The organism is Clostridiales bacterium (genome assembly GCA_018333995.1).
GTDB lineage: Bacteria > Actinomycetota > Coriobacteriia > Anaerosomatales > SLCP01 > JAGXSG01.
This window is the reverse complement of sequence record JAGXSG010000028.1, coordinates 13,037-36,483: the sequence shown is the minus strand read 5'-3', so window position 1 is coordinate 36,483 and position 23,447 is coordinate 13,037. Positions and strand designations below refer to the sequence as shown.

The 23,447-nt window shown below is 62.8% G+C and carries 22 protein-coding genes; 4 read left to right on the top strand and 18 right to left on the bottom strand.

The genetic code is table 11. The features are described from left to right. Positions 1–20: 20 nt before the first annotated feature. From KGZ40_07515 to KGZ40_07440, 16 genes are all read right to left on the bottom strand, one after another. Positions 21–1,208, bottom strand: coding sequence for a phosphoglycerate kinase (locus tag KGZ40_07515; protein ID MBS3957361.1), 1,188 nt, complete (start codon positions 1,206–1,208; stop codon positions 21–23). 13 nt (positions 1,209–1,221) lie between these two features. After that, positions 1,222–2,229 carry a type I glyceraldehyde-3-phosphate dehydrogenase gene (gene gap, locus KGZ40_07510; protein MBS3957360.1) on the bottom strand — a complete coding sequence of 336 codons (1,008 nt, stop codon included), beginning with the start codon at positions 2,227–2,229 and terminating at the stop codon, positions 1,222–1,224. Between the two features lie 109 nt (positions 2,230–2,338). After that, entirely contained in the window at positions 2,339–3,280 is a 942-nt protein-coding gene (gene whiA / locus KGZ40_07505; GenBank protein MBS3957359.1) for a DNA-binding protein WhiA, read from the bottom strand. Between the two features lies 1 nt (position 3,281). Then, the gene (locus tag KGZ40_07500) at positions 3,282–4,259 is read right to left on the bottom strand and encodes a YvcK family protein (protein ID MBS3957358.1); all 978 of its coding nucleotides are present in this window, start codon (positions 4,257–4,259) and stop codon (positions 3,282–3,284) included. After that, complete coding sequence (gene rapZ / locus KGZ40_07495) at positions 4,256–5,182, bottom strand: RNase adapter RapZ (GenBank protein MBS3957357.1); 927 nt, start codon at positions 5,180–5,182, stop codon at positions 4,256–4,258. The genes KGZ40_07500 and rapZ overlap by 4 nt, the downstream gene beginning before the upstream one ends. 5 nt (positions 5,183–5,187) lie before the next feature. Next, on the bottom strand, positions 5,188–5,532 hold the full coding sequence (locus tag KGZ40_07490) for a phage holin family protein (GenBank protein MBS3957356.1): 345 nt from the start codon (positions 5,530–5,532) through the stop codon (positions 5,188–5,190). A 77-nt stretch (positions 5,533–5,609) separates the two neighbouring features. Beyond that, complete coding sequence (locus KGZ40_07485; protein ID MBS3957355.1) at positions 5,610–6,617, bottom strand: sodium-dependent bicarbonate transport family permease; 1,008 nt, start codon at positions 6,615–6,617, stop codon at positions 5,610–5,612. A gap of 101 nt (positions 6,618–6,718) precedes the next feature. Next, positions 6,719–8,596: an excinuclease ABC subunit UvrC gene (gene uvrC, locus KGZ40_07480; GenBank protein MBS3957354.1), complete on the bottom strand. Its 1,878-nt coding sequence runs from the start codon at positions 8,594–8,596 to the stop codon at positions 6,719–6,721. Positions 8,597–8,600: 4 nt separating this feature from the next. Further along, on the bottom strand, positions 8,601–9,947 hold the full coding sequence (locus KGZ40_07475; protein ID MBS3957353.1) for a hypothetical protein: 1,347 nt from the start codon (positions 9,945–9,947) through the stop codon (positions 8,601–8,603). 25 nt (positions 9,948–9,972) lie between these two features. Then, the gene (uvrA, locus tag KGZ40_07470; GenBank protein ID MBS3957352.1) at positions 9,973–12,843 is read right to left on the bottom strand and encodes an excinuclease ABC subunit UvrA; all 2,871 of its coding nucleotides are present in this window, start codon (positions 12,841–12,843) and stop codon (positions 9,973–9,975) included. Positions 12,844–12,922: 79 nt separating this feature from the next. Further along, positions 12,923–13,930 (bottom strand): hypothetical protein, encoded by a 1,008-nt coding sequence (locus KGZ40_07465; protein ID MBS3957351.1) that lies wholly within the window; start codon positions 13,928–13,930, stop codon positions 12,923–12,925. A 110-nt stretch (positions 13,931–14,040) separates the two neighbouring features. After that, positions 14,041–14,937, bottom strand: coding sequence for a hypothetical protein (locus tag KGZ40_07460; GenBank protein MBS3957350.1), 897 nt, complete (start codon positions 14,935–14,937; stop codon positions 14,041–14,043). 18 nt (positions 14,938–14,955) lie between these two features. Continuing rightward, positions 14,956–15,801 (bottom strand): ferredoxin oxidoreductase, encoded by an 846-nt coding sequence (locus KGZ40_07455; protein MBS3957349.1) that lies wholly within the window; start codon positions 15,799–15,801, stop codon positions 14,956–14,958. Between the two features lie 2 nt (positions 15,802–15,803). Then, a complete protein-coding gene (locus KGZ40_07450) occupies positions 15,804–16,853 on the bottom strand; it encodes a ferredoxin oxidoreductase (protein ID MBS3957348.1) in 1,050 nt (349 codons plus the stop codon). 109 nt (positions 16,854–16,962) lie between these two features. Continuing rightward, positions 16,963–17,664 (bottom strand): 2-oxoacid:acceptor oxidoreductase family protein, encoded by a 702-nt coding sequence (locus tag KGZ40_07445; GenBank protein MBS3957347.1) that lies wholly within the window; start codon positions 17,662–17,664, stop codon positions 16,963–16,965. Further along, entirely contained in the window at positions 17,661–18,245 is a 585-nt protein-coding gene (locus KGZ40_07440; GenBank protein ID MBS3957346.1) for a carbon monoxide dehydrogenase, read from the bottom strand. Before KGZ40_07440 ends, KGZ40_07445 begins: the two co-directional genes overlap by 4 nt. A 268-nt stretch (positions 18,246–18,513) precedes the next feature. Here KGZ40_07440 and KGZ40_07435 point away from each other — a divergent pair, with 268 nt between their 5' ends. The 4 genes from KGZ40_07435 to larE all read left to right on the top strand — a co-directional run bounded on the left by KGZ40_07435 (position 18,514) and on the right by larE (position 21,705). Then, positions 18,514–19,743: an ammonium transporter gene (locus KGZ40_07435; protein MBS3957345.1), complete on the top strand. Its 1,230-nt coding sequence runs from the start codon at positions 18,514–18,516 to the stop codon at positions 19,741–19,743. Positions 19,744–19,821: 78 nt separating this feature from the next. Next, complete coding sequence (locus tag KGZ40_07430) at positions 19,822–20,160, top strand: P-II family nitrogen regulator (protein ID MBS3957344.1); 339 nt, start codon at positions 19,822–19,824, stop codon at positions 20,158–20,160. Between the two features lie 47 nt (positions 20,161–20,207). After that, positions 20,208–20,777 carry a cob(I)yrinic acid a,c-diamide adenosyltransferase gene (locus KGZ40_07425; GenBank protein MBS3957343.1) on the top strand — a complete coding sequence of 190 codons (570 nt, stop codon included), beginning with the start codon at positions 20,208–20,210 and terminating at the stop codon, positions 20,775–20,777. A gap of 88 nt (positions 20,778–20,865) precedes the next feature. Beyond that, positions 20,866–21,705, top strand: coding sequence for an ATP-dependent sacrificial sulfur transferase LarE (larE, locus tag KGZ40_07420; GenBank protein ID MBS3957342.1), 840 nt, complete (start codon positions 20,866–20,868; stop codon positions 21,703–21,705). A 16-nt stretch (positions 21,706–21,721) separates the two neighbouring features. Here the strand turns inward: larE and KGZ40_07415 are convergent, their stop codons facing one another. Together KGZ40_07415 and KGZ40_07410 are read right to left on the bottom strand one after the other, a co-directional pair. After that, entirely contained in the window at positions 21,722–23,083 is a 1,362-nt protein-coding gene (locus KGZ40_07415; GenBank protein ID MBS3957341.1) for an AarF/ABC1/UbiB kinase family protein, read from the bottom strand. Then, complete coding sequence (locus KGZ40_07410; protein MBS3957340.1) at positions 23,083–23,433, bottom strand: hypothetical protein; 351 nt, start codon at positions 23,431–23,433, stop codon at positions 23,083–23,085. The genes KGZ40_07415 and KGZ40_07410 overlap by 1 nt, the downstream gene beginning before the upstream one ends. Positions 23,434–23,447 lie beyond the last annotated feature (14 nt).

The window sequence follows — 23,447 nt, the reverse complement described above, 5'->3', positions numbered from 1 at the left end:
GTCTCGCCACCACGTTCCTCCTATGCGTCGAGAAGAGCCTCGATACCCGGTAGCACCGAGCCCTCCACCAGTTTCATCGATGCGCCGCCTCCCGTTGAGACGAACGTGACGCGCTCCTCCAAGTCGAATTTCTTTAGGGCGGCAACGGAATCCCCGCCGCCCACCACGGAAACCGCGCGGGTGTTGCGCGCTACCGCAATCGCTATCGCCTTCGTGCCGGATTCAAACGGCTTCATCTCGAAAACACCCATCGGTCCATTCCAAAAGACCGTCTTTGCGTCGGATATCGCTCCTTTGAACAGCTCTACTGTGGTAGGTCCGATGTCGAGTCCCATCGAGTCCGCTGGTATCTCCTCACGGCCGACAACCACGGTGTCAGCATCGTCGGAAATCTCATCTGCCACCACGAAGTCAACTGGGAGCATGAGTTCGACACCGTTCCCGGCCGCTTTGGCGAGCATCGCTTTGGCCGGCTCGATCCACTCTTCTTCCACAAGGCTCTTGCCAACATCGACACCCTTTGCCACGAGCAGCGTGAAGCACATGCCGCCTCCGATGATGAGGGTGTCCGCGCACTCGAGCAGGCGGTCAATCACTCCAAACTTGTCCGAGACCTTGCTGCCGCCCAAAATGGCGACGAACGGACGCTCGGGCGTCAGGAGCATGCTTGAGAGCGTTTCCACCTCGCGCGCGAGCAACATACCCGCATACGCGGGAAGATACGACGCCAGTCCCGCGGTAGACGCGTGCGCTCGATGGGCCGCGCCAAATGCGTCGTTGACGTAAAGGTCGCCGATGGACGCAAGCTCACGAGCGAAGGCGGGGTCGTTTGCCTTCTCGCCTGGGTGAAAACGGACATTCTCAAGCATAAGTATCTCGCCGTCGACCATGCGCTGGACCGCTTCGACCGCCTCGCCACCCACTACCTCGTCGGAAAACGCCACGTTCCGGCCGATGAGGTGCTGCAACACCCTCCGGACCGGCCGAAGCGAGTATCGGGCGTCGGGCGCTCCGTCAGGACGTCCAAGGTGACTCATCACGATGACGCGCGCGCCGTGGTCCACTAGATAGCGCAGTGTGGGAAGAGATGCCCGTATCCGCGTGTCATCGGCGACAGACCCGTCGTGAAGGGGCACGTTGAAATCTACGCGAACAAGCACCCGCTTACCGCGGACATCGACGTCCTTTACGGTCAACTTGTCAAACATCACACCTCCGGCACTACGCGACGAGCAGCTTCACGAGATCCTTAACCCGATTGGAGTAACCCCACTCGTTGTCGTACCACGACACGCACTTCACGAAGTTGCCAGAACCACCGCCCATGACCATGGTCTGGAGGGAATCGAAGACCGAGGAAGCGGGGTTGCCAACAACATCGACCGAGACGATCGGGTCGGTGCAGTACTCGAGAATCCCTCGCATCGGACCGTCCGCCGCCTTCTTCATCGCCGCGTTGATCTCCTCGACGGTGACATCGCGCGCAAGTTCGGCGACAAGGTCGACAACGGATCCATCCGGGGTAGGCACACGCATCGACATCCCGTCGAGCTTGCCCTTCATGTCCGGCATCACGAGACCGATGGCCTTGGCCGCCCCGGTCGATGTGGGGATGATAGACGCCGCCGCGGTGCGTGCGCGCCGTAGATCCTTGTGCGGCGCGTCGAGCGTGACCTGGTCGTTGGTGTAGCTGTGGATGGTGTTCATGAAACCACGCACGAGGCCAAACTCGTCACGGAGCACCTTGGCAAACGGCGCGAGGCAGTTGGTGGTGCACGACGCGTTCGAGACGATGTGATGCTTCGATGCATCGTACTCGTCCTCATTGACCCCGATGACCACCGTGATGTCCTCATTAGTCGCCGGTGCCGAGATAACCACCTTCGACGCGCCCGCGTCGAGGTGTGCTCGCGCCTTTATCCCGTCGGTGAAAAACCCCGTGGACTCAACGATTACTTCAGCACCGAGCGCTCCCCAGGGGAGAACGGCCGGATCGCGCTCTGAGAGCACTTTCACAAAGCTCCCGTCGACACTAAAACCTTCATCGGTGACCTCGACGGCGTTGCCAAAACGCCCATGGACCGAGTCGTACTTGAGAAGGTGCGCGAGCGTCTTCGCGTCGGTGAGGTCGTTTACCGCCACGACCTCGATGGCAGGATCGGCCGCACACGCCCGGTAGACGAGGCGGCCTATCCGCCCGAACCCGTTGATGCCCACTTTGATCGCCACAGTGACTCCCTCCTTGTCGGAGTGGCCCTCGCTCTCAGCGTCCGCCACTCGAGCGTCCGCCGCGATCCGCGCGCGAACACCTGCCTGCCGAGTTCTTGAATCTCATACCCTATTCCCGCACTGCCCCGTGTTTCGACGCAAGCTCCTCGAGACGCCGAATCCTATGATATACCGCCGATTTCGAGAGGGGCGGGTCCGCAAGTTCGCCAAGCTCACGCAAACTGACGTCGGGATGCTCCAACCGAAGCTCGGCCAGCTCGCGAAGTGCGGGCGGCAGCGTGCCGAGGCCGCGTGTCGCCTTGAGCACCCGTATCGTTTCAAGCTGCGTCATCGCGGCCTCAGCAGATTTCTGGATGTTTGCGGTTTCCGCGTTGACGAGGCGATTCACCTCGTTTCGCATCGACTTCATGATCCGGACATCTTCCGTGCGAAGGAGCGCGCGATGCGCTCCCACGAGTGCGAGAAACGTGACAATCGGCTCGGCACCCTTCAGGTATACCGCTTGAAGCCCTCTGCGTTGTGTGATCTTAGCGTGTATCCCGAAGCGACCCATAAGAGCGGCCAGGTCGACCGCGAGCCGCTCGGTCTCTGCGGTGAGTTCGAAGTGAAAGTCACCGTGCGGATTCGCTACAAACCCGCCGCCGAGAAACGCGCCGCGCAGGTACGCGATCGCACAGCAATCGCGGCGTACCAGCCGAGGGGTGATGCCATACGTGAGATTTGTCGAGTCATCGAGAATCCCCAGCTCGTTTAGCGCCTGCGGAAGGCGCGGTTGGCTGACAACGGTGATGAGGTAGTTGTTAGTCTTGTGAAGCACGCTGCGGCGGACTGTGAGTTCGGTCTTCAGGTCGTATATCCCGTGGAGGAGCTTGATCGTCTTGCGGGCGACCGGAGCTGTCTCTGTCGCGATCTCAAGGCGATACCGTTCGCGTCCCGTGATATGGAGCGTACCCTCGACACGGACGAGCGCAGCCAGTTCAGCCCGCGGACAGCACTGCCGCTTGGGCTCGACACGTGAGAGCTCGTCTTTGACTTCGGCGGTAAACGACACGTCAGGCGATAACCTTCCCGATGGCTCTGCACAACTTGGCGCTCGAATGCCGACGGCGGTCAACCGGGTCGACCACGTCGCCCGCATACACCCGCACTCCAAGCTCCTCGATCCGTGTCTGGACATCAGGAGTGCCCACGACCGGTTCGCACAACGTCTCAAAGTCATCGTAGCGTAGACACCAGTCTTCCGCGCCGGGAACCGATTCCGCAACGTGAACGATCGCCATATCGATCGCACCACTGAGTCCGTGGCTGAGCAGCGCGTTGACATGATCCGCCGCGTCCATCCCGCCCGTCTCTCCACGCTGGTTAGCGACGTTGCACACGTAGATGCGAGTCGCCGCTGACTCGCGCAGTGCGTGAGCGACTCCGTCAACGAGGAAGTTAGGCAGAATGCTCGTGAAAAGTGATCCCGGACCAACCACCACGACGTCCGCCTCCCGGATCGCCTCAAGGGCGGGCGGGTACGCGGATGGGTACGCGGGCTCAACGCACACCCGCTCGATCGGTCGCTCGCTCACCGCAATGGCCGCCTGTCCGGCAATCGGCTTTCCGGCCGTGTCGGTCGCCTTGAGCCGGATGTCGACGAGGGTCGAGGGCAACACCCGCCCCCGCACGCCCAACAGCGCTCCAGCCTGCTCCACGGCTTCCGGAAACGAGCCACTCATGTCAGCCAACGCTGCAAGTACGAGATTCCCGAGCGCGTGCCCCGCAAGACCGCTCCCCTCAGCGAAACGGTACTGAAACGCGGACGCGAGCACGTTCCCGGGCTCGGCAAGCGCGACAAGACAATTGCGAAAGTCGCCCGGAGGGAGAATACCGAGTTCCTCGCGCAGCACCCCGCTCGAGCCGCCATCGTCGGCCACCGTCACGACCGCCGTGGTGTCAAAGCCGCTCTCGACAAGGCAACTCAAGACTGCCGGCAACCCTGTGCCGCCCCCGATCGCCACTGCACGCCGTGCGCGAAACGTGCTCACCGGCGTTCCCGGTCCTTACCGATATCGCGATGGGAAACGACCGCGCGATAGCCGAATGAGCGCAGGAACGCCGCGGTCTCCTCGGCGAGTGCGACGCTGCGGTGCATGCCGCCGGTGCACCCAAGCGCAACCGAAAGGTGCGACTTCCCCTCCGCGAGATAGCCGGGGGCAAGCACCTCGAGCAGCGCGAACCACCTCTCGCGAAAGCGCGTCGTCTCGGGGTGTCCCAGGACGAACTCGCGCACCGGAGCGTCGAGCCCGGTGAGCGGGCGGAGCACCGGGTCGTAGTGAGGGTTGGGCAGGAAGCGAACGTCCATGACGATGTCGGCATCGACGGGCTGCCCGTACTTGAAGCCGAACGAGGAGACAGTGACCGACAGCGAAGTCGCGGGACCGGGTGAGAACGCTTCATGGATAATCGAGCGCAGCTGACGCGGTGTGAGAGCGCTCGTATCGATGAGAACGTCGGCAGCGCCGCGGATGTCCTCTAAGAGTTCACGCTCCGCCGAGATACCCTCCGAAACCGAGCCACCCTCCTCGCACATCGGATGACGGCGCCGCGTCTCCTTGAAGCGCCGAACGAGCGCGTCCTCGTCGGCGTCGAGAAAGACGAGCTTGTGGGGAACGTTGGCGGCGGCAAGGCGTTCGAGTTCGCCCGCGAGCTGCTCGAAGAACTCCTTGGCGCGCACATCGCACACCACCGCGATCCGGCGTATGCGACTACCCGGAAGCCGTGTCAGGTCGACAAGCTGGCCGATGAACGCCGGCGGCAGGTTGTCAATGCAGAAGTATCCGAGATCCTCGAACGTGTGAATCGCCTCGCTGCGGCCAGCACCAGAGAGGCCGGTGATGACTACAAGCTCGAGAACTCGTTCTGCGGTTCCGGCGGATGGTTCCGTATGCGAACCGCACTCCTCTGTCACGCCGATCAGTCCTCAAACGCCGCGGAAAGCACGGCGGTGGAGATGGAGATGATGAGTGCCGCTATCAGCGTTGGGAAAAACCCGTTTGTCTCGACGCCCGGCACAACCAACGCCACCAGCATGATCATGAGCGCGTTCAATACGAGAGCGAAAAGTCCAAACGTAAGAATCGTGATCGGGAGGGACAGGAATCCAACCACCGGACGGACGACCGCGTTGACGAGCGCGAGGACAATAGCGGCCCAAAGCGCGGCCATGAAACCGTCAACCTTAAGTAGCCAACCGCCCGACAGATACGCTACTCCAAATATGACGACAGCCGATATGAGCAGCCGGATCACGAATTTCACGGGAGACCCCTCACTGTTGTGCGGAGAACGTCTCAAGGATTATACCCGCCGGTGACAGCGCAGGTCGTTGGGAAGCGCTACAGGCCAAACACCGCCTTCCCAAGCGTCGTGAACAGCGGAATGCCAATCGCGAGGGCGACCGGAGTACCCACCCCGGTCGAAGACCCAACGTAGGCGGCTGGGTTGGCGCTGGGTATCCCTCCTCGGAGGGTGGGAGGCCCGGAGACGTCTGAGTTCGACGCGGCGATTATCGCGAGCATGATCGCGCCGCCAGGGCTGAGTCCCGCCACCACGTGGGCCACGTAGCCGAGCCCGAAGCCCATCAGGCCGTGCACGAGCGGCGCGATGATCGAGTAGGCTATGTACCAGTGAGCAACGCTCAGCAACTCCCTTAACCGCCGGTAGGCGTCCATGCCGAGAATGAGCATAAGCACCGAGAGGAATCCGCGAAACAACGGATCGTAGAACTCCGCAAACACTCCCTCAGGCCGTGAGAATATCCCAAGGACGAACCCGAGAATCAGCGCGGTGAGCGCCGCTCCCTGGAGACACTCCTTGATGATCGGCCAGATGGCTACCTTCCCGTCAGCGCCGTGCTTACTCTTGTGGATGAAGAGGTTTGCCAAGACGATCGCGGTGACAAGCGCCGGAATATCCATGAACGGGTAGAGCGCGGGGATCCAGGCCTCATAGAAGATGCCCTCCTCGTCCAAGGCAAGCATTGCCGCAACGACCGTGCTCGCACTCACCGCGCCGAAGAGGCCGGATGTCGCGAGGGCATCCTCCTTGCGCACACCCGGCAGCCGCGCCAGCGTGATGGACCCCAGGATAGGGATGCTGATGCCGATGAGCGTAGCCGACGCGAGCGGCAGCAGCATCTCAAGTGGATTTGCCTCCCGAAGCGTCATGCCGCCAGCAAGCCCTATTCGCATGAGTAACATGAACACGATGAAATGATAGATGGCGTTTGGAATCTGGAGTTGGCTGTTCAGGGCCGCGATCACCATGCCGGCTATCAGGAACGCGAGCGTCGGCGTTTGCAGCTGTTCTGCGAACCGGACGACAAAATCTGCCAGGAACTCCACGGATGCTCCTCTCAAAGATGCGTGACGCTAGATTTTGGACTCGAACGCGTGTTGTTCGTGAGATTCTGCATGAACTGCGGTGTTGCATCAACCTCGTTTGCTCATTCCCTCTCAGATCGCGCAGATTGATTCACAACAGCAACGATCTCCTCGGCGACATCGCGCGGAATACCTGGCACTGCGGCGATCGCGTCGATGCCAGCTTCTCGCAATCGCTTCACCGAGCCGAACGCGCGCATGAGCGCCTTCTTGCGCTTGGCGCCCACCCCGGGGATGTCGTCGAGTACGCTCGCCGTCATCGCCTTTCCGCGCAACTCGCGGTGGTAGGTGATCGCGAATCGATGCGCCTCGTCGCGGATACGCTTGACGAGGTAAAGAGAGGCCGAGCCCGTGGGCAGGACGACCGGCTCGTCGAAGCCGGGCACAAACAGCTCTTCCTCGCGCTTCGCGAGCGCGGCGAGCGGGACGTCGGTGACACCCGCCTCGGCGAGCGCGGCACGGGCCGCCGCGAGCTGCGGCTTTCCGCCGTCGACGATGACGAGTCCGGGGCGTGCAGCCGCAAAGCGCCCGTCTTCGGCGTGTACGCCGGAGAAACGGCGCCGGAGCACCTCGGCCATCATCCCGACGTCGTTGGCTTCGCCGGACTCAAGGCGCACGCGGAAGCGGCGGTACGCCTTCGAGTCGGCGCGGCCGTTCGTGAACACCACCAACGAGCCGACCGAGTGTCGTCCATGAAGCGTCGAAATGTCGTAGCACTCGATACGCAGCGGCGCTGAGGGCAGCGCAAGCGCGCTCTCGAGCTCGATGAGCGCGCGGTTGATGCGCTCCTCGTCGTAGCGCGTGCGCACCTTGTGGCGCAAGAGCGCATGACGCGCGTTCGTCTCGGCGTTCTCGAGGAGCCGGCGTTTCTCGCCGCGCAGGGGCGCCATCATCCGCACGCGTGTGCCGCGCAGCCCGGAGAGCCACTCTTCGACCGCCTCCGCCGCGCAGGGCAGCTCGGGCACCACAATCTCGCGGGGGACCTGCTCGGCCTGGTTGTAGTAGGTAAGCAAAAACCCCTCGACGAGCTCGGGTCCCGGCACGTCGAGTCCCTTGTCTAACACAAACTCATTACCGATGAGCACTCGCCCCTCGCGCACGACGAACACGTGCACGCCGGTGATCGTTTCCTCGCGAAACAGCCCAACGACGTCGATGTCAAGCTTGCGCGCGGAAACGACCGTCTGCTTTTCCAGGATGCGCCGCACCGCCTTGAGCCGGTTACGAAAGCGCGCGGCACGCTCGAAGTCAAGGTCTGCGGCGGCGGCGCGCATCCGCTCCTCGAGCTCCTCGGCCACACCCGAGTGCCGGCCCTGCAAGAAAGCGATGACGTGAGCGACGTTTTTCGCGTAGCGCTCTGGCGTGCACGCGCCGACGCACGGCCCCGGACCCTTGCCGACGTTGTAGTCAAAGCAGGCCTTGCCGGCCGGCTCGCCGCCGCGAGCGTTCACCCGCTTCCACTCCACACACTGCGCCGAGCAGATCGGGTAGATCCGGCGCACGGTGTCGATCGTCTCCCGGGCGGCCCGAGCGTCGGTGTACGGACCGAAGTACTTCGTGTCCGGCCGGTGCTTCTCGCGCGTGAACTTGATCGCGGGAAACGGGTCGCCCACGGTCACGGCGATGTAGGGGTAGGACTTGTCGTCGCGATATCCGACGTTGTACGGCGGCGCAAACTGCCGGATGAGATTCTTCTCGAGGATGAGCGACTCGACTTCTGTGCGGGTGACAACGTAGTCGAAAGTGGTCGCCTGCGCCATGAGGAGCGGCACCTTCTCGCGGTCGTCCTGGCCGAGAACGTACTGCTTCATCCGCTTGCGAAGCGACTTCGCCTTGCCCACGTAGAGTACCGCGCCCGCGTCGTCCTTCCACAGGTAGACGCCAGGTCCGTCAGGGACCCTGGAGACCTCTTCGATGAGCGTGGGCATCGTTTCACTCATCGCGTCACTCCAACGGGAAGGTCGCAAGTACCCTCCCGACATCAGCCGCGTCGACGAGCGCGGCCCGGCGGGTCGAAAAGCCCCAGCCGAGAAGCGACGTGTCGGTGAGGGCGACATCTCCGTCGATGCCCGCCCTCCAGTATATGCGCCCGTCGGCACGGCGGTAGCCCGTCCAGACCTCCGGCTGTACGCTGCGGGTTGCGCCATCAGCGGGGTCGGACCACGTAAGCGTTGGCGGTACCGTACCGCCCATCCCAGCCCGTTCGAAGACGCGAGCCGGTAGCGGGAGCGCGGAGGACCACAGCGCCCAATCCACAGCGGGAACGCGCTCAAAGAGATCGATCATGCGCCCGGCCTCGGGCGCGCCAGGATCCTGCGCCGCGACAAGCACCGCGTCTGACACCGCCCCGGGCACGAGTGACGCGCTCGCGACCTCCTGCGCGAGCGCATGCGCATCCGCAAGCACCGAACCGAGAGGCTCCGGCGCTGCGAGCGCCTCAGCAACCGCCGCCCAGCCGCGTGCCAACGCGACCTCCTCGCGAGACGCGTCAGGAGCCGTCTCGACGAGCCAGCCCCGAAGCTCGGCCGCACCTTCGACCAGGCCGTTAGCTCCCTCGAGCGCGGAGAGCGCCGATGTCGCGCGCGCGGCGTGGAGTTCAAACGCACTGTCGCCGGGCCGCGGAGCAGCGATGCCGGGTGAGTCCTGGCGCATCTGATCCGTGAGATCCGCAAGCCGCCCGGCCGCCGCTCCGAGAACTCCCCCATCGCCGAGCAACCCCGCCGCGCGGTTCTTCGCATCGAGGTAGGCACCGCGAGTACCGTCTCGCTCAGTTGCGGCCGCTGCAAGATCGGCCGCCTGATCGACTGGAATAAATTCCGCGTAGGCATTTCCAATCCGCGCGACCTCGACCGCACGGATCAGAGCACGTGCATCGTCGTTGAGAGTGGCAGCCCTCACCATCTCCCCATTTCCGTGAAGCTCGACGATGACCTGGCCACGCCACACCAGAGTCACGGCGTACTCTTCTGCGGCCGGCCATGCCGAGACGAGGGTAGCGAACATCGCCTGATACGCGATCTCGATGTCCGCTCGCACCGACAGTTGCGCAATCTCGACCTCCACCCGTGCGACGTCCGCATGCCGGGATGTTTCCGCGTTCCCGAGACCGGCGAGACGCGCCGATCGGGCGACCGCCTCAGCGGGAGAAGAGGGCGCGAGCGGATCGGGCGAGCCGAACCAACGGGTCTGAACCGCCGCTGCGGCGACGAGCACGAACACGAGCGCCACGGCCGCGACCGCACTCCGGCGGCGCGTCCTAACCGCCCGCCCATCACATCCGGTGCTCGCCACACAGCCTCCGCTCGGCGTGGCTCCGTCACGCACCCTTCGCGCCACCATCGCCTCTCTCCGGCATCACTGTCGCTGGGCCGCCCGCAAGCACCGGCGCAAGGAAACGGCCCGTGTGCGACCCAGCGCACGCGGCGATTTCCTCGGGCGTGCCCGCCACAACGATCTCGCCTCCCGCGTCTCCGCCCTCGGGGCCGAGGTCGATCACATAGTCGGCGCTCTTGATAACGTCGAGGTTATGCTCGATGACGAGGACGGTGTTGCCACCCTCCACGAGGCGTTGCAACACGTTGAGCAGCTGCCTGACATCATCGAAGTGCAAGCCCGTCGTGGGCTCATCGAGAATGTAAAACGTCCGCCCTGTCGAACGGCGCTGGAGCTCACTCGCGAGTTTGACCCGCTGCGCCTCTCCGCCAGATAGCGTGGTCGCGGGCTGGCCGAGCCGCAGATAGCCAAGACCCACATCGTAGAGCGTCTGCAATTTTCGCTTGATCGGCGGGATGTTCTCGAAGAAGTGGAGCGCCTCTTCGACCGTCATGTCGAGCACTTCGGTCACCGTCTTGCCGCGATAGGTCACCTGTAGCGTTTCGCGGTTGTAGCGTGCGCCTTTGCAGACCTCGCACGGCACATACACGTCTGGCAGGAAGTGCATCTCTATCTTGATCTGCCCGTCGCCCTTACACGCTTCGCACCGCCCGCCTTTGACGTTGAAACTGAAACGTCCCGGCGCGTAACCGCGCGCACGTGACTCTGGGGTAGACGCAAAGAGCGCCCGGACATCGTCCCACACGCCCGTGTACGTCGCTGGGTTCGAGCGAGGAGTGCGTCCTATGGGCGACTGATCGATGTCGACGACCTTGTCAACCGCCTCAAGCCCTTCGATACTCTCGAACGTGCCTGTCCTGCGGCGCGCACGGTGCACACGGTTGACGAGTGCCGGCGCCAGCGTATCGGTGACAAGCGACGATTTGCCCGACCCGGAGACTCCCGTCACGAGCGTGAGTGAGCCGAGCGGTATCTCGAGGTCGACTCCTTTGAGGTTGTTCGCAGCCGCTCCGCGCAACACGATCGCTCCCCTGCCCGGCTTGCGCCGCCTTCCCGGTACAGGGACGGATCTGCGACCAGAAAGGTACGCCGCCGTAAGTGACTCATGACACTCAAGCACCTCGCTCGGCGTGCCTACACAGACGATTTCTCCGCCATGCTCACCCGCGCCCGGACCCATGTCGATGACAAAGTCCGCGGCTCGGATCGTCTCCTCATCGTGCTCGACGACGATGACCGTGTTGCCGAGGTCGCGCAACCGCTCCATCGTTGCGATGAGACGGGCGTTGTCACGCTGGTGCAACCCGATCGAAGGCTCATCAAGGATGTAGAGCACTCCCATGAGACCCGAGCCGATCTGTGTCGCGAGCCGTATCCGCTGTGCCTCGCCCCCCGAGAGTGTCGCGGTCGCACGCTCGAGAGTGAGGTAGTCGAGGCCTACGTCGACGAGAAAACGCAAGCGCTCGACGATCTCTTTAATGACGCGCCGCGCAATGCGCTCATCGCGCTCGGTAAGCTCCACTCCCTCGAAAAATTTGAGAGAAGTCTTCGCGCTCATCGTCGTTACCGAGTGGATATCTAGTCCACCAAACGTCACCGCAAGTATCTCCGGTCTGAGCCGCGCTCCGCGACACGTCTTGCACGGCGTAAGCGCCATGTACTCCTCAAGCTTCTCTTTGACCGCCTCGCTCTCGCTTTCTTCGAAGCGGCGCATGACGCTGGCGAGCGCGCCCTCGTACCGCGAGTACCAATGCGTCTCACGCCCATCGCGCGTGAAGTAATCGATACGAATACGCTCATCGCCCAATCCCTCGAGCAGCGCAGCGCGCGCGTTTTCAGGCAGATCGTTCCAGGGAACATCAGTGGGCACGCCGATGTGCTTCGCCGCCGCTGCGACGAGTTGCGGGTAGTAGTTGGTACCGCTCGAAAACGGCTTGATCGCGCCTTGAGCTAGTGAGCGCGAACCGTCGGGCACCACGAGATCCGCATCGACTTCGAGCCGAGACCCCAGACCGGCGCACTCAGGGCACGCGCCGTAAGGGCTGTTGAATGAGAAGTCCCTCGGCGCGAGCTCAGCCATTGACACTCCGTGCACTGGGCACGCGAGGGCCTGCGAGAACGAGAGTTCCTCGCCCCCTTCCACCACAACGAGGACGCTACCACCGGCAAGGCGCAACGCGGTCTCGACGCTGTCCGCGAGCCTCCCTCGCACGCCGTCCTTCATCACGAGACGATCAACCACCACTTCAATGTCATGCTTGTACTTCTTGTCGAGAGAGATCACCTCGTCGAGTGTCCGCCTCTCCCTATCGACCCGGACCCTCGTGAATCCCTCGCGCCTCAACTCCTCAAAGAGCTTGCCGTGCTCGCCTTTGCGTCCCTTGATGACCGGTGCAAGCACCTGAAACTTCGTGCCATCTTCAAGTTCCTGGATGCGGTCCACGATCTGGTCCGAGGTCTGCCGTTCGATCGGGCGACCACAGATCGGGCAGTGCGGGATACCCACCCGCGCGTAGAGCAAGCGCAGGTAGTCGTAGATCTCTGTAACCGTTCCCACGGTCGAGCGCGGGTTTTTGCTGGTTGTCTTCTGGTCGATCGAAACGGCTGGCGACAACCCCTCGATGTTCTCCACGTCTGGCTTGTTCATCTGCCCGAGGAACTGTCTCGCATACGCCGAGAGGGACTCTACGTATCGACGCTGTCCCTCGGCGTATATCGTGTCAAAGGCGAGCGAGGACTTGCCGGAACCCGAGAGTCCGGTGATGACGATCAGTTTGTCGCGCGGGATGTCGAGGTCGAAGCCTTTGAGGTTGTGCTCGCGGGCGCCTCGGATTGAGATCGATTCGAGTGACACGGAGTGCGACCTGCCTTACGCGGAAGAGGGGAATCCGGGCAAGTCTCTATTCTACCCCGCCACACCAACGAACGCGCGCTCACCCGAAGATGCGGGCTATCATCCCGGCGGGCATCGAGCCAAGCATCCGCGCGACGCATGCAATGCTTTCAATCATCGCGGCGGCGCCGCGTGCCGAGGGAGCGAACGCGTCCTCACTCACCTGCTTGAACGAGGTCGGCAGGTGGGAGACTCTAACCTCGACCCGTGCTCCAGGGCCGTACGACTCCCAGGCGATCAGCTCATGAGAGAGCGCCGGAGCGTACGCGCACGACAGGCCGTATACGATTGGATGCGAAACGCCAGTCACCGTGTCCAAGACGTGCACTTGACTCAATCCGTGCTCCCATGTGGCGTACGCTACCATGTTCCCGTAGATTGAGGGCCACTCGGCGCCCTGCAACGCCCCCGGCAGACGGGAGCGTCTTCCGCTCGCCAGATCGAGCCGTTCCATCGTGCCGCTTGACGCGTAGATGAGTGTGTCTTCGCGCAAGTCCGAGGTGGTACCCATTTCGACGGTCACGCGAGGCGCAATCGCGCCGCTTCGAATACTGTACTCGATCAACTCACCGTACGTGCCGTACTCCCGAGTCCAGACCACGCGATCGCCCCAAACGACGGGCGCGTGGTCGTGCGGACCGGCAGAGATCGGCTCGCTTGCCCCTGTCTCCATATCGTGCAACACAATCACGCTGCCTTTTTCACGCAGCTCCTCCCACACAACGCGGTCTGCATGAATGTCAGGTGCGTGTGAACTCCACGAACCTGACAACCTGCGCGAAGCACCTGAAGCAAGATCTCTCACCCAGATACTGCTAAATGAGCCCTCGCTCGACACGTAGACCATGCGACCGCCATCAATCGACGGCCGTAAGGTAAGCGACGAGGACGCCGTAGCGGGTTTGACGGAGGGTTCGTGCGCGTGCGCCGAATCCGAGAACAGCAGCGCGACCCCCAGAAGAGTGATCGCGGTGAACGCCAACGTGCACCAACGCGTTGCGCGTTGAGCCCGCTTCCTTCCCATTGGCGTATCCACCATGTGTCGCATCATTTGGAGGCCCCTTGGCACGGCGACAGGCATCGCCCTCATCAACGCCTTACCCTAAAACATCGGCATTTCCAATGAAGGATTGAAGACTTCCGAAGCCAGACCGCGGCTTACGGGTTGCAGTGATCGCAAACACCCGCATCGGCGTACGAGTGGCCGGGCCGATCGCGGACTATCCGATGCGCGCACCTCACGCACGCCCACACCTCGGCCTTGGTCTCGCGCGTTGGCGCACCGCATTCACTGCACGGAAGCCCAGCTACGCGCTCAACCGTCCCAAAACCCGGTGCGCCGCACTCAGGGCAGACAGAGACGAGCCGCGCAGCCAAGTCTTCGGCGGCACTGCGAATAACAGCCATGCGTGTCGGGTTAGCGTGCGCCCGAAGGTCTACCTCGACGAACACTCGTCCGTCAGCGGACAGCCGGGCCGCCCAAGAATGTCCCGCTTTGAGCGCCGCCCAGTCCGTTACTCCTTTCAGGATACGCGGATCCTCCGAGTCCTCCGGCCTCACCACGAGCTGATGGGCGGGGAAATCCACGCTGCGGGCAAACGCCTCGATCTCCTCCCAGCCCACGACTACCCGGTGGGCGCTGACAGCATGACCTCGAGCGCTGCCTATGACCTCGATCCCGAGAACGTCATCGAGAAAGACGATGACCTCCGTGTTCCAGGGAAGCAGCCCCGTGAATGGGTCCGGACCGAAACTGCCTTCGCTGGCAAGTCCGTGGCTCATCCCGGAAAGCTCCATGCCGATACGCGCCTTCTTGCGAGCGGCTTCGATTTGCGTGCCGTCACGAGGAACATCCCTCGTAAATGTGCCGAGCCGGTCAGTGTCAAACCCTTCGACCAGCTCAATGTGACAGTGAAGCGCTGACGCGAGCACCGGCGCAATCACTCGCTCCTTGCCGTGCTGAGTAAGGAGCGCGACGCGGGTGCCGCGGTACGCCGAAGGCTCGGATGAACCCGGCAGCGGCACCGGGAACCCAGTGTCGATCAAACGATTCACGAGGATACGGCTCCAGTGTCAGCGATGTTCGATGTTCAGCAGCTCCGCAGCTTCCTCGGTCATGAACTCTTCGAATGCGTACGCGCCCTCCTGGGCTTTCTTCGCCACCGTGATAGTGTCGGCGGGCGAAAACTTCAGGTTAGTGGGGCAAGGCGTGTAAATCTGCACGTAGGTGGGCCCGATCTCCCGCGCGACGAGCACGGCTCTGCGAACAACATCGCCGAGCCGTCGAGGACTGGCTACCGTCACCTTGGCCACGTAGGCGCAACCCGAGGTCTTCGCGATCTCGAACACGGGAATCTTGGCGAAGCGCTTGCCCTTGGGCGCCATGTGAAACACCTGACCCTGCGGAGACATGCCGCTCTCTTGTCCGCCAGTGTTACCGTACACCTCGTTGTCGAGCATGACGGTGGTTATCTTCTCACCCCGAAACCAAGAGTGCAGCGTCATATCCAGCCCTATGTCGGCGATGCCGCCGTCACCTACCATCACCACCACATCTTTCGCGTGTGACGGATAGCGAATCTGGAGCATCCGCTTGAGTCCGGACGCAACGGCGTTCTGATTGCCAAATGCGGTGTTCGAGTAGTTCAGCGCGGTTTGCGCCAGCGAAAAGAACGAGCAACCGGGCGTTCCAACCACGAGCGTATCCTCCGGCGAGGGCAGCGAGGCGACCGCCAGACGCACGCCGAGTGAAACGCCGCAACCGGCGCAGTGGGGGTGTTCCTCGGTCAGCTCTTTGAACGTGCCGAGATCTTTGACTCCGAGAGACCTTCCGTGCGGACCGTCCTCGACCAGGTCACGGTACTCAGCGGGAAGGATATCGGCGAGGACCGGAACGGGGGTGATGATCTTCTTCGACATGCCTAAGCTCTTCTCTCGGGCGTTGTGCCCGCCATGGCCGCTTTCACTTCATCGACAATCAGCCACGGCGGCATGCTCATGCCTCCGAAGACGCGCGGCCCCGCAACGACACGGCGGTTGCGATCGAGAGTCGACTTGACCTCCCTTGCTAGCCAGCCACCGGCGTTGAACTCGGGCACGACGATGATCTCAGCCCGCTCGGTAGCCTCCGTCAACTCCTCCGCGGGGAAGGGCCGTATCGACTTGACCTTGATGAGCCCCGCGTCAATCCCATCATCCCGCAGCAGGCGTAGCGCTTCGCGAGACTGGGACACGGCGGTGCCGGAGGCGACGATGAGCACACTGGCATCCGGATTCTCGACGTCGATCAATCCTCCCATGTACCTGTCGATATGCTTACGGGCCCGCTCGGCGGCCGCTAACACCTCCTGATGCCAGCTGGCATTAGCCGAGCCACTGATGAAGTTACTCTTGTTTAGCAACGGGTCGCGAGTGATGCGCATCGGCGGGGTCTCCATGTCGAACACCGGCACAGGTGAGCACCCAGGATCGTACGGCGCGAGCGTACACTCCTCCGCGGGGAGGAGGACTTCTTCTTTGGTGTGGGTGACGAAAAAGCCGTCGACAAAGACACCCGCGGGCAGGTGGACCTCGGGCTGCTCGGCGACTAGATACGCCTGCAAGATCATGTCGAAGAGGTCTTGTCCGTTCTCCGCGTGAAACATGAGCATGCCCGTGTCGAGCAACATCCCCATCTCGATGTTCTCGGGTTGGATCGACGGGGGAAGTGAGACGCCGCGACACATGAACGCGCAGACGATCGGCTGCCTGGCGCCAGCCCATACCGGGAACATCTCCATGGCCCGCAGGGTGCCTGGTCCGCTCGTGGCGGTGAACACCCTCCCGCCGCCCAAAGCCGCGCCGTGGACCGCGGCCATGACCGCAAACTCATTTTCCGCCCGGTAGTAGTCCTTGATGTAGCCCTGTGCAAACAGTTCTCCCACAAGATGCATACTCTCCGACTGTGGCGTGATCGGATACGCGATCGCCATGTCAACCGACGCGCGCTTGACCGCCTCTGCCACGGCCTCGCTTCCGGTGATGAACCCTGCTTCTCGCGGGCCGCACAACAGGCACTGAACAGGGTTGCTGTGTCCATGATCACAAGTGCGCAAGGCTATCCTCCTGATCCGCGACACGGCACTCCCAGACCGCTGATCCAGCAGCCTCAATCAGCTCCATATTCTTCTCGATCATCTGGCTGACCTTAGCGAACTTGCTCCTGACCGCCTCATCAAGCGCGGCGGTGGTGCCTGACGCGACAAATCTGCCACCGCCAAATCGCTCCGACATGGACTCTCTCAGCGCTTCTGTCGAAGTCAGGTTCCGGACTCCGTACACACCACCGAGCATGGCGATATTGGTTGACAACTCCGACCCCGTGACCTGCATCGCAAGCGTGGTTGCTGGCACGTAGTACAGCTTCGCTCCCAAGCGGCTCAGGCGCTCGAGATCCTCCTTAGGCAGCGCAAGCGGTTCTTCCGAATTGATCAGCAGGACACCGTTCTCCTGCAAGCCGTCGAAAAAAGGCATGGTGTAGCACTTGCCCATCGTTATCACGTGCGGATGGAAGATCATGATGATGTCCGGACGAAGCACCTCACCTTTTTCGAAGATCCTCTCGGTGGAGATCCGGACGTAACTTTCCGCCGGCGCCAGGCGTTTCTCTGCTCCAAAGAAGGGGTTGACCACACTTTCCAAACCATCTCTGTTCGCCGCTCCGCCCAGGATGTGCGCCGCGGTGACGACCCCCTGCCCGCCGAGCCCAGACATGCGTATGGAGGTCCGGCTGATCGTGCTCATCGAGCTACCTCGCATTTTGACTCGAGCACCATCTCTCGCAGACGTCCGAGGTGTTCGATCCCGGCGTCGCGCAGAGAGATCATCGCGTCTTCATGACCGGCCTCGGCACACAAAGCGATCGTGTAGCAGCTTGTGCCACCCCGGATGATCTTAAGAGCCACGTTGGCGTAGTGGCAGTGAACGCCGATGAATAGGCACACGTCGATCTTGTTGTGCCAGATCGTCAGGTTTGGGTGGTTGGGATTGACCTCGACGGCCGGATCGATCATCGGGTACTTGGGGCGATAATCCGGCATTGGAATGATCTTCGCACCGACAGCCTCGGCAAGAGCCTTGAGCGCTACCGCCTTCTCCGCTACCCCTGGCTTCCAGTCCCAAAGGATGAGCGGGCCGGGAAAGAACACCGGATTAGCAGCCGAAAGTAGCTTGTCCACGATTGCTTCCATCGCGACATCGGGAGCAACGGACGCCCCTTCCAAAATCGCGTGACCGGGATCAGGGAGCGTGACCCCCATCGTAGCCGCGGCGGGTGGCAGGAATCCTTCTGGACCGGCCACGACCTTGTATGGGGAGTGCCTCATCCATCGCCTCCTTCTGAGTTGGTCACCAGACTCGCGCCCTGACCCGCGAGGGCATCGGGCACGGGATTGTCCGAAGGGGCTACATTCCGGAGCTTGTGACCATTGCGACAGCATAGCCGACTCTCTCCCAAGTTTCACGCCTCGGACATCGACGGGAAACACCCGAGAAACCTTACTCCCATAGCCTCTCCTCAACGCTTAGGGATGTCGCATTCAGTTGACCGCCACTTTCGGCCGGATGCGCGCGACAAGGATTGGAAGGGGCCACATGACAGCGATCGATCACGGGGATACCGCATTCGTCCTCATGTCCACAGCGTTGGTACTCTTTATGGTGCCGGGGGTCGCGCTGTTCTATGGAGGACTCGTTCGATCCAAGAACGTGCTTTCGACGATGATGCACTCCCTATTCGCTATGGGCATCGTCTCTGTGACCTGGGCGCTCATCGGCTACACAATCGCCTTCGGTTCGGCCGAGTGGGAGCTAGGCGCGCTTATAGGCGGCTTCGGCCACCTCGCTCTTGCAGACACGATTGGTGGCGTCACCGGCACAATTCCAACGCCGGTCTTTGTCGCCTTCCAAGGAATGTTCGCGGTAATCACAGCCGCGCTCATCTCAGGAGCCCTCGCCGAACGCATGAAGTTCAGTGCGTACGCCGTCTTCATCGGCGTGTGGAGCATTGTGGTCTACGCACCGCTCGCTCATTGGGTCTGGGGCGGCGGCTGGCTCTACGAACGGGGGGCTCTCGACTTCGCGGGCGGTACTGTCGTGCACATCGCCTCGGCGGCGGCAGCGCTCGCAGGCGCCCTCGCTCTCGGCAAGCGCAATGGCAATGGCAACGGTAGTGCAGACTTCACACCACACAACCTCCCAATGACCGTTCTCGGCACAGGCATGCTGTGGTTCGGCTGGTTCGGGTTCAACGCCGGATCCGCGCTCGCCGCCAACGAACTCGCGGGGACGGCTCTCCTCGCTACGCACCTTGCCGCCGCCTGCGGCATGCTTGGATGGCTCGCCATGGAATCGCTCAAGCGAGGCAAGCCCACGACACTCGGAGCCGCGTCCGGTGCGGTTGCGGGACTCGTCGGCATCACGCCCGCAGCCGGGTTCGTCACACCGATGGCTGGCATGGCGATAGGCCTTGCCGCAGGCGCGCTCTGTTTCCTGGGAATCTCCCTCAAAGAACGTCTCGGGTTCGATGACGCGCTCGATGTCGTGGGGATTCACGGTGTTGGCGGGACAGTCGGCGCGCTCCTAACCGGCGTCTTCGCGACAGCACTCATCGCCCCAGGTCTCGCTCCGACACTGGCGGAGGGCCGCGCCGCACTCATACTCGAACAAGCGGTCGGTGTCGGCGCGACCATCGTGTTCTCGTTCGTCGCCAGCGCCGTGATACTCAAGCTTATCGATGCCACTATCGGGCTGCGCGTCGATGAAGATGCCGAGGAGAACGGGTGCGATCGCTCTGAGCACGCCGAGCGAGGGTACGTGTGGTAGGCGGCGGACGGATCGATCATGCTTGGCGCCAGTATTCGCACAACTCGCTCCACACTACGTGAGAAAGGACTGCGAGTAATGAAGAAGATCGAGGCCATCATCAAGCCCCGCAAACTTGAGCGCGTAAGGGACACCCTGAACGCCCTCGGCGTGACTGGACTTACGACATACGAAGTCAAGGGGTACGGCCGTCAAAAAGGGCACACGGAAATCTACCGAGGGGCCGAGTACGCCGTCGACTTTAGACCCAAAATCAAGATCGAGCTGGTGGTCGATGATGAACTGGCTCCCCGCGTCGAACAGGCAATCATTGAAGCTGCGCGCACGGGGATAATCGGCGACGGGAAGATATTCATCTACGACTGTGAGGGAGCCGTACGTATCCGTACCGGCGAACGCGGCTCAGAAGCTCTCTGACCCCAACTCGGCAAGACGTGCGCGCCGCCGTCCAAGGAGGACTATCCATGACAGGCCCCATTTACACGCGACACGGAGACACCGGAGAGACCTCACTCGCAGACGGAACCCGCGTACGCAAGAACGATGTCCGGGTTGAAGCGTACGGGACGATAGACGAGGCCAACTGCGCGATCGGTTTCGCTCGCGCTTCGATTCAGAACGAGCCGTCCCTCACTGCGCTCGACGCGGAGCTCGCTTTCGCACAAAATCGCCTGTTCGATTGCTCAAGCGTCCTAGCCACGCCCCACGAGTCAGTGAGCGGGCGTGTCCCCAGCATCACCGCGGCGGATACGGCACGTCTCGAGACCGCCATCGACACGATGACGGCATCCGTGGGCGAAATCTCCCGCTTTGTGCTGCCCGCCGGGTGCGAACCAGCCGCACGCCTTCATATGGCCAGGGCCGTCATCCGGCGCGCCGAACGCCGGGTGCTCGATCTTGCGGCATGCGAACCAGTGGAACCCGGTGTTCTCGCCTTTGTCAATCGACTCTCAGACTATCTCTTCACCGCAGCGCGCTTCGCTAACCACATGTGCGAGAACGGAGACTGTCTCCGGACACCTCGTCCAGGCTAGACACCCCGGGCCGCGGCATTCGTGATTCCCCCACGCACCCTCCTACTCGCGCTATACTTGAAACCTGCTCACCTCTGGGGGACACCGTTTGGACGCTTCCGCGAAATACGACCACCTGCGCGAGCACATCGCCGGTCTCGGCACTTTGCTTGTAGCGTACTCGGGCGGAATCGACTCCACACTGCTCGCGTTCACGGCGAACGCTGTCCTTGGGAGACGGTGCCTCGCCGTACTTGCCAGCTCAGACACGTATCCCGAGTCTGAGGCGACGGAGGCCAAACGGCTTGCCCGAGAGCTCGGATTCGCGGTGCACGCCGTCGAGACCCACGAGCTCGTCGACCCGCAGTTCCGCGCAAACACCCCGGACCGCTGCTACCACTGTAAGGTTGAGCTCTTCGGCCTGCTGCGCACCCTCGCGGACAGCCGTGGTCTTGCCCACGTGGCTGACGGCTCGAACCTCGATGATTTGGATGACTACAGGCCAGGCAGTAGGGCCGCCAAGGAGTACGGGGTCATCAGTCCGCTACAAGCCGTCGGGATGACGAAAGCGGATGTGCGCGAGATAGCCCAAATGCTCACTTTGCCCAACTGGGACAAACCGTCGATGGCGTGTCTCGCGTCGCGATTTCCGTACGGTGAGGCGATAACCGAGGCGGGTCTTCGCCGAGTGGCTGATGCGGAGGCAGCACTCCGCGCTCTCGGGCTTGTGCAGTTCCGCGTACGCGCGCACGGTGATGTCGCGCGCGTAGAGGTCGACCCTGACGAGATGGAGCACGCGTGGTCCCGGCGTGGTGAGATGGCCTTGGCGCTGCGCGACGTCGGCTTCGCGTTCGTGGCGCAGGATCTCGAGGGGTACCGCAGCGGGAGCCTGAATGAGACTCTGGCCGAGTCAGACTTAAACGCCCGGGCCACACCGCTTTCCGGGTAGCGGCGACCTGTCTAGCCTATCGCACGTACTCCCTCAAGGCCGCCCGCAGCGCGCCCGGAACACGCTCGGCGATGCGCGCGGGACGCGTCATCTCGGCCGCTATGAGCTTCGTCGCGAAAGGTCGCGCCGCTTGCGCGATGTCAATCTCGGGATAGATCGCCCGCGCGACGCCCTCGACTGTAACGAGCGCTTTTACGAGTAGACCATATCCTGGTGGGATAGGAACGCGGGAGTCAGCCATCACGCCGAGGAAGCCAATCGCAAACCCTCGCACATCCGCCGGGTGTCCGCCATCTCCCAATGTGCGCTCCATCAGCGCGTTGACCCGCGAGCGCACCTCTGCTTCACGCTCCGGTGGGACCACAAGCCCGAGCTCGGCCGAGTAACGCAGGGCGCGATCGGCGTCGCGGTACACCGTCGCCGCGAGCACCTGCGCGATGGCGAGACGGTCCTCTGGGCGCGTCACCCCCACGATCCCGAAGTCGAGATAGCATATCCGCGAATCAGGCGTGACAAAGAGGTTTGCTGGATGGAGATCGGCGTGGTACCGGCCGATGACAAGCACCTGCCGCATGAAGACCTCCGCACCGTGCAGGGCAAGCTTGTACGCGTCGATCCCCTTCCGAACGGCGTCATCAAGTTCGGTGAGGCGCCACCCATCGACAAACTCCATCGTCAGTACGGATCGGGTGGTCAGGGGCCACGCGACGCGAGGCGCGAAAACGAGCGGGTCGTCTCGGAAGTCAAACGCGAACCTGTCAGCTACCCGCCCCTCGTTTCGCAGATCAAGCTCACTGTCGAGCGACGCGGCAAACTCCTCGAGCAGACTCGGTGCGTCAAGGTATCGCTTGAGGCCGAAGCGGTGCGCTCGCGCGATCAGCCGACGCGCCTCGACCAGATCGGCCGCGATACTCGCGGCGGCTTCCGGCCGGACTACCTTGACCGCAACCGTGGTACCTTTTGGCAGCACCGCGCCGAACACCGGCCGCACATCGCGTGCCAGCGTGGCACGATGAACCTGAGCGATCGAGGCTGCCGCAACCGGCACCGGGTCGAACTCAGCGTACGCGTCAGCAAGGGGCCGACCGAGCGAGCGGCTCGCCGCGCGTTCGATGTCGGCAAACGCGACCGGAGGGCACGCATCCTGCAAACGCTCCAGCTCGAAGATGAACTCCGGCGGGAGCACATCCGGCCGCACCGAAGCGACCTGCCCGAGTTTGATAAACACTGGCCCAAGCTCTTCGAGCGCAAGCCGCGTCGCGCGCGCGAACGCGGCCCTGCGACGCGATCGCGAACTCGTGCCGAGGCGCGCCTCAACGCTTGCGCGGACGAGATGGCGAGCTAGTGACGTGACGACTCTGCGCGAGCGGCGTGACATCAGCGGCGATCGACGTCCGCTGCAGCCGCGAGCGCGTCGATCGAAGCCTGCAGCGTCTCGATGCGACCACGCAACTCGCCCATTTCAAACGTGAGACCATCGAGTTTCTCGGCCAGTGCGCCGGTGGTTCCGCCCGATCCGTCGCGGCCCTCAGCGAGCTCAGTCTTCAGGCGCTCCTTTTCCTCTGCAATCATGGCCGAGAGCCCGTCGACGAATGCCTCCGGACCCTCCTTCATCTCTGTGGGTTCCTGCCCGCTTCCCCTTGCGACCGCGGCCTTCCAGCCGTCGTCGGCGGTCTCATGTACGAGCGCCCACGCCGCCATAAACCTCATGAACCGCTCGCTGTCCACTCAGCATCGCTCCC

Excerpts from the sequence above, each read along its gene's own strand:
- KGZ40_07465 (MBS3957351.1), bottom strand. The coding sequence starts at position 13,930 with ATGCGACACATGGTGGATACGCCAATGGGAAGGAAGCGGGCTCAACGC.
- KGZ40_07415 (MBS3957341.1), bottom strand. The coding sequence starts at position 23,083 with ATGTCACGCCGCTCGCGCAGAGTCGTCACGTCACTAGCTCGCCATCTC.
- KGZ40_07455 (MBS3957349.1), bottom strand. The coding sequence starts at position 15,801 with ATGTCGAAGAAGATCATCACCCCCGTTCCGGTCCTCGCCGATATCCTT.
- KGZ40_07435 (MBS3957345.1), top strand. The coding sequence starts at position 18,514 with ATGACAGCGATCGATCACGGGGATACCGCATTCGTCCTCATGTCCACA.
- KGZ40_07425 (MBS3957343.1), top strand. The coding sequence starts at position 20,208 with ATGACAGGCCCCATTTACACGCGACACGGAGACACCGGAGAGACCTCA.
- KGZ40_07450 (MBS3957348.1), bottom strand. The coding sequence starts at position 16,853 with ATGGCGATCGCGTATCCGATCACGCCACAGTCGGAGAGTATGCATCTT.
- uvrC (MBS3957354.1), bottom strand. The coding sequence starts at position 8,596 with ATGAGTGAAACGATGCCCACGCTCATCGAAGAGGTCTCCAGGGTCCCT.
- KGZ40_07430 (MBS3957344.1), top strand. The coding sequence starts at position 19,822 with ATGAAGAAGATCGAGGCCATCATCAAGCCCCGCAAACTTGAGCGCGTA.
- KGZ40_07440 (MBS3957346.1), bottom strand. The coding sequence starts at position 18,245 with ATGAGGCACTCCCCATACAAGGTCGTGGCCGGTCCAGAAGGATTCCTG.
- KGZ40_07445 (MBS3957347.1), bottom strand. The coding sequence starts at position 17,664 with ATGAGCACGATCAGCCGGACCTCCATACGCATGTCTGGGCTCGGCGGG.
- KGZ40_07515 (MBS3957361.1), bottom strand. The coding sequence starts at position 1,208 with ATGTTTGACAAGTTGACCGTAAAGGACGTCGATGTCCGCGGTAAGCGG.